The sequence below is a fragment of the Actinoplanes hulinensis genome (genome assembly GCF_019429605.1).
In the GTDB taxonomy this organism is placed as follows: Bacteria; Actinomycetota; Actinomycetes; order Mycobacteriales; family Micromonosporaceae; genus Actinoplanes; species Actinoplanes campanulatus.
This window is the reverse complement of the sequence record NZ_JAHXZI010000050.1, coordinates 1-4,932: the sequence shown is the minus strand read 5'-3', so window position 1 is coordinate 4,932 and position 4,932 is coordinate 1. Positions and strand designations below refer to the sequence as shown.

Annotated in this window: 4 protein-coding genes; 2 read left to right on the top strand and 2 right to left on the bottom strand. The window is 69.9% G+C overall.

The window, feature by feature from the left end:
* On the top strand, positions 1-1,613 hold a 1,613-nt coding region (locus KZ829_RS42485; RefSeq protein ID WP_246637184.1), incomplete at its 5' end, for a family 43 glycosylhydrolase.
* A 25-nt stretch (positions 1,614-1,638) separates the two neighbouring features.
* Here KZ829_RS42485 and KZ829_RS42480 read toward each other — a convergent pair.
* A complete protein-coding gene (locus KZ829_RS42480; RefSeq protein ID WP_220149501.1) occupies positions 1,639-2,244 on the bottom strand; it encodes a PH domain-containing protein in 606 nt (201 codons plus the stop codon).
* 247 nt (positions 2,245-2,491) lie between these two features.
* On the opposite strand from KZ829_RS42480, the gene KZ829_RS42475 reads away from it, so the two are divergent.
* Entirely contained in the window at positions 2,492-3,910 is a 1,419-nt protein-coding gene (locus KZ829_RS42475) for a sigma-70 family RNA polymerase sigma factor (RefSeq protein WP_220149500.1), read from the top strand.
* A gap of 77 nt (positions 3,911-3,987) precedes the next feature.
* Here KZ829_RS42475 and KZ829_RS42470 read toward each other — a convergent pair.
* A partial coding sequence (locus KZ829_RS42470) for a glycoside hydrolase family 62 protein (protein ID WP_220149499.1) occupies positions 3,988-4,932 on the bottom strand: 945 nt, incomplete at its 5' end.

Genomic DNA, 4,932 nt, shown 5'->3' with positions numbered 1-4,932 from the left:
AGGTGCAGGGCGCCTCGACGGCGGACGGCGCGAACATCGTGCAGTACTCCGACTGGAACGGCGCCAACCAGCAATGGCAGCTCGTCCGGGTCGGCGGGACGACCCAGCCGCCGGCCGGCACGTTCACCAACCCGGTCGTCTGGCAGGACTTCGCCGACGGCGACATCATCCGGGTCGGCGACACCTACTACTACTCGGCGTCGAACATGCACTACTCCCCCGGTGCGCCGATCCTGCGGTCCTACGACCTGGTCAACTGGGAGTACGCCGGCCACTCCGTGCCACGGCTGGACTTCGACTCCGCCGCCTACGATCTCGGCGGCTCACGGGCGTACGTCAAAGGGGTCTTCGCCTCGACCTTGAACTACCGCCGAAGCAATGGCACCTACTACTGGATCGGGTGCGTCGAGTACAACCGCACCTACGTCTACACCGCGTCGGCCGTCGACGGCGCCTGGTCGAAGCGGGCCCGGATCAACAACTGCTACTACGACGCCGGGCTGCTCATCGACGACGACGACACCATGTACGTGGCCTACGGCAACACCACCATCAGCGTGGCCCAACTGTCCGCCGACGGGCTCAGCCAGGTCCGTGCCCAGCAGGTCTTCCAGACGCCGTCCAGTGTCGGGACGCTGGAGGGCGCCCGGTTCTACAAGCGCGGCGGCTACTACTACATCTGGCTGACCCGGCCGGCCAACGGCCAGTACGTGCTGCGGTCGACCAGCCCGTTCGGCCCGTACGAGATGCGCCAGGTCCTGCTCGACATGCCCGGCCCGATCTCCGGCGGCGGCGTGCCGCACCAGGGCGGACTGGTGCAGACCCAGGCCGGTGACTGGTACTACATGTCGTTCGTCGACGCCTTCCCCGGCGGCCGTGTCCCCGCCCTCGCGCCGATCAGCTGGAGCTCCGACGGCTGGCCCACCGTCCAGACCGTCAACGGCGGATGGGGCGCCACCTACCCGAAACCGAACATCAGCACCACCCGGACCGTGCAGCCGATGACCGCGAACGACACCTTCACCGGTACGAGGCTCGGGCCGCGCTGGGAATGGAACCACAACCCGGACGACACCCGGTGGTCGCTGTCCAACGGACTGCGGTTGCAGACCGCAACGGTGACCAACGACCTCTACAACGCCCGGAACACGCTCACGCACCGGGTGCAGGGCCCGGCCTCCACCGCGACGGTGGAACTCGACTACAGCACGATGCGCGACGGTGACCGATCCGGACTGGCCATGCTGCGCGACTCGTCGGCCTGGATCGGCATCAGACGCGACAACGGCCAGACCCGCGTCGTGATGACCAACGGCCTGACCATGGGCAGCGGCTGGACCACCACGGGCACCGGCACCGAGGCGGCGAGCGCCGGGATCTCCGGCGGCCGGATCTGGCTGCGCGCCCGCGCCGACGTACGACCCGGGGCGGGACGGCAGGCCACCTTCTCCTACAGCACCGACGGCACCAATTTCACGGCGCTCGGGCCGGGCTTCACCCTCAACAACGCGTGGCAGTTCTACCCGGGATACCGGTACGCGATGTTCAACTACGCCACCCAGGCGCTGGGCGGCTCGGTCACGGTCAAGCGGTTCCAGATGACCGCACCGTGACCGGCGGCCATGAGCGTTCACGGCACTACGCGAGCAGTTTCGCCTTGGCCGCGGTGAACTCCTCGTCGGTGAGAAGGCCGGCGGTCTTCATCTCGCCGAGCCGGACGAGCTGTGCCATCAGGTCGCCCGTGGCAGCGGCCGGCTCCAGCGCCGGGGCCGGGGCCGGGGCGGTTACGGGAGCGGGGACCACGGCCGGGACGACGACGTTGGTCGACGTCGCGCCGGCGCGGCGCAGTTCGACGTCGCGCTGGTAGTAGTGCTGGGACCAGTGCTGGCGTACCGCGTTCGCCTGCCGGAGGATCAGATCGCGTACGGCGGCGGGGTTCTCGATGGCGAGGAGCTTCAGCACACGCTGCCCGAACCTGCCGGCGTGCGCCGGGTCCAGGCGGAGGGTGAGGTCGCCGACGCCGCGCATCCGCTGGGTGATGTGCTGGGTGATGTCGGCGTCCACGACCATCCAGATCGGAATGATCTCCTCCCGGGTGGAGATGACGCCGGAAGCGAACCGGATGGCGTCCTCGGTCACGGTGTAGGAGCCCGTCTGCACCCGGCCGCCGGTGGCGATCGAGGTGAGGTCCTGAGAAGACCCCGACCACAGCACGTTGACGCTCTCCGGGTGCATTTCGGTCATCCCCGTCATCGTTTCCTCTTTCTCGATCGCCAGCGGGCAAGGCACGATATCCGGCCCGCCCCGATCGGTAAATGGCCAGGTCACCGACCCGCGGGTATCTCGCTGATATGCCCGGAAACTCCCGGGGCGGCAACAGGCCCGGCGAACCACATACATTGACTCTGTGAACAGGGTCGTCCACAGTCAGAGGCCCGCCCGGAAGCGTCCGAACGCCGTCGGGCCACGCACCCACGGGCGGTGACGACAGATGCCAGCCACGCGTACGGACGGCACCACGCTTGTCCGCGCCGCGCGGGCCGGGGACCGGAATGCGCTCGAGGAACTCGTGTCGGCGCACCTGCCGATGGTCTACGCGCTCACCGCGCAGGCGCTCGACGGGCACCCGGACGTCGACGACATCGTCCAGGACGTGATGGTGCGCGCCCTCCGGCAGCTGCCGTCGCTGCGTTCCCCGGAGAGCTTCCGCCCGTGGCTGGCCGCCATCGCGCTACGCCAGATCAGCACCCACCAGCTACGGATGAGGCAGGCCGCCGAGCGCAGGGCCACGGTCGCCGAGGCGGAACTGCTGCCGGGCGCGGGCTTCGAAGGTCTCACCCATCTGCGCCTGGAGCTGTCCGATCAACGCCTTCAGGTACGGCGGGCGGCGCGCTGGCTCGACACCGGCGACCGGGCGCTGCTGGCGCTGTGGTGGCTGGAGGTCGCCGGACGGCTGTCGCGATCGGAGCTGGCGGAGGCGCTGGGCGTGACGGTGAGCCATGCCGGGGTGCGGATCCAGCGGATGCGCGGTCAACTCGATCTGGCCCGGGGCATCGAGGCCGCCCTCGGCGCCCGGCCGATCTGTGCCGGCCTGGCCGGCGAAACCACCGGCTGGGACGGTGCCGCCGGGCCGCTGTGGCGCAAGCGCCTGGCCCGGCACCTGCAATCGTGCCGTTCCTGCCGCCGTGAGGCGGACGATCTGGTGCCGGCCGACCGCCTGCTGGCCGGTCTCGTCCTGATCCCGGTGCCGGCGACGGTCACCGCGGCGGTCCTCGCCAACTGGACGCCGGAGAACGTGGTCGCCGCCCTCGCCCAGCCGGCGGCCTCCGCTACCGGCGCGGCGGCGGACCGGGTGCGGTGGCTCGGCGCCCGGGTACGCCCGACGGTCATCGCCGTCGTCGCGGGCGCCTTGGCCATCGGTGCGGCCGTGGCCGTGCTCACCACCCCCGACGAGCCGGAGGCGGCGGCGCCCACCCCGGAACCCACCGTTGAGGCGCTGCCGACCGGCCCCGTCTCGCTGGAGTCGGCGAACGCTGTGGGCCGGTATGTCACGGCCTCCGACACGGTCGGCATGCTGACCACGGACGGGCAGGAGGCCACCTTCCAGCCGGTCGCCGGGCTGGCCGACCCGGATTGCTTCTCGTTCCGTACGGCGGACGGCAGCTACCTGCGGCACGCGTCGTGGCAGTTGCGTGCCCACAAGGACGTGGGAACGAACCTGTTCCACGGGGATGCCACGTTCTGCGTCCGGGCCGGGTCGATCCCCGGTTCGGTGGCGCTGGAGTCGTCGAACTACCCCGGCTGGTTCCTACGGCACCGCGGGAACGAGCTGTGGGTCGACCGGTCCGACGACAGCGCCGCCTTCCGCGCCGACGGCTCCTTCCTGATACGGCCGGCGTCGCAGCGCTGAACACGGCGAGAGACGGACCGGCCCGCGCAGCGCTGAACACGGCGAGGGGCGGGCCTGCCCCTCGCCGTGCGGCGGTGTCAGCGCTGGAGCGTCAACAGACCCGGCCGGTACGGCAGGAGCCCGTAGTCGCCGCCGGAGCTGGGCGAACGGCCCTGGTAGAGCAGCCTCAGGTTGCAGGGGTCGATGGTCATGGTCTGGTCGGCGCCGGTGCGGATCAGCTCACCGTGGCTGATGTCGTTGGTCCAGGTGGCGCCGCTGTTGGCCTTGCCCGCGAACGGGTTGCTCTCGGTGGCGGCCTGCGGGGTCCAGGTGCCGCCGAGGCTGCTCGCGGTGAAGGACCGGAAGTAGCGTCCCTGGCTGCCGATGGCTTCGACGATCATCAGGTACTGGTTCTGGCCCTGGACCTTGTAGACCTGGACGGCTTCGAACAGGTTGTTGGTGGTGTCGCTCATGACCACCGTCGAGGTGCTGCCGAAGCTGCCGGGGAAGTTCCCGATCGGCATGCTCGCCCGGTAGATCTTGCCGTTGTCCCCGGCGAAGAACAGGTACATGTTCTGCGAGTCACCGATGACGGCCTGGTCGATCGGGCCGGTCCCGGAGCCGGAGATGCTGCCGGAGAACAGCGTCTGCGCCGCCGACCAGCCGTTCGGGTTGGTGGGGTCACTGGAGGTCCGGTAGGAGAACGCCGGCCCGCCCCACTGATAGGCGAGCACCCAGATGCTCTTCGGCGCGAAGTAGAACAGCGACGGCGCCACGGCGGCGAACGACGTCATCGTGTTCTGGCCGGCCGACGCCATGTCGGACCAGTTGGTGAAGAGGCCGAAGTTCATCGAGCCCCACTTGGTGCCGGTGTCGTGCGTGGTCGCGTAGACCAGTTGCCGGCCGTTGTAGGGCGCGTGGGTGAAGTCCTTGAGCGACACCCAGCCCGACTTGGGGGTCGCGAGCTGACCGGTTGACGACCAGCGATAGGTCGACGGCAGCGTGCAGGCGCCGCCGGTCGGGGTCGTCGTGGGCGTGGACGT

Excerpts from the sequence above, each read along its gene's own strand:
- KZ829_RS42480 (WP_220149501.1), bottom strand. The coding sequence starts at position 2,244 with ATGACCGAAATGCACCCGGAGAGCGTCAACGTGCTGTGGTCGGGGTCT.
- KZ829_RS42475 (WP_220149500.1), top strand. The coding sequence starts at position 2,492 with ATGCCAGCCACGCGTACGGACGGCACCACGCTTGTCCGCGCCGCGCGG.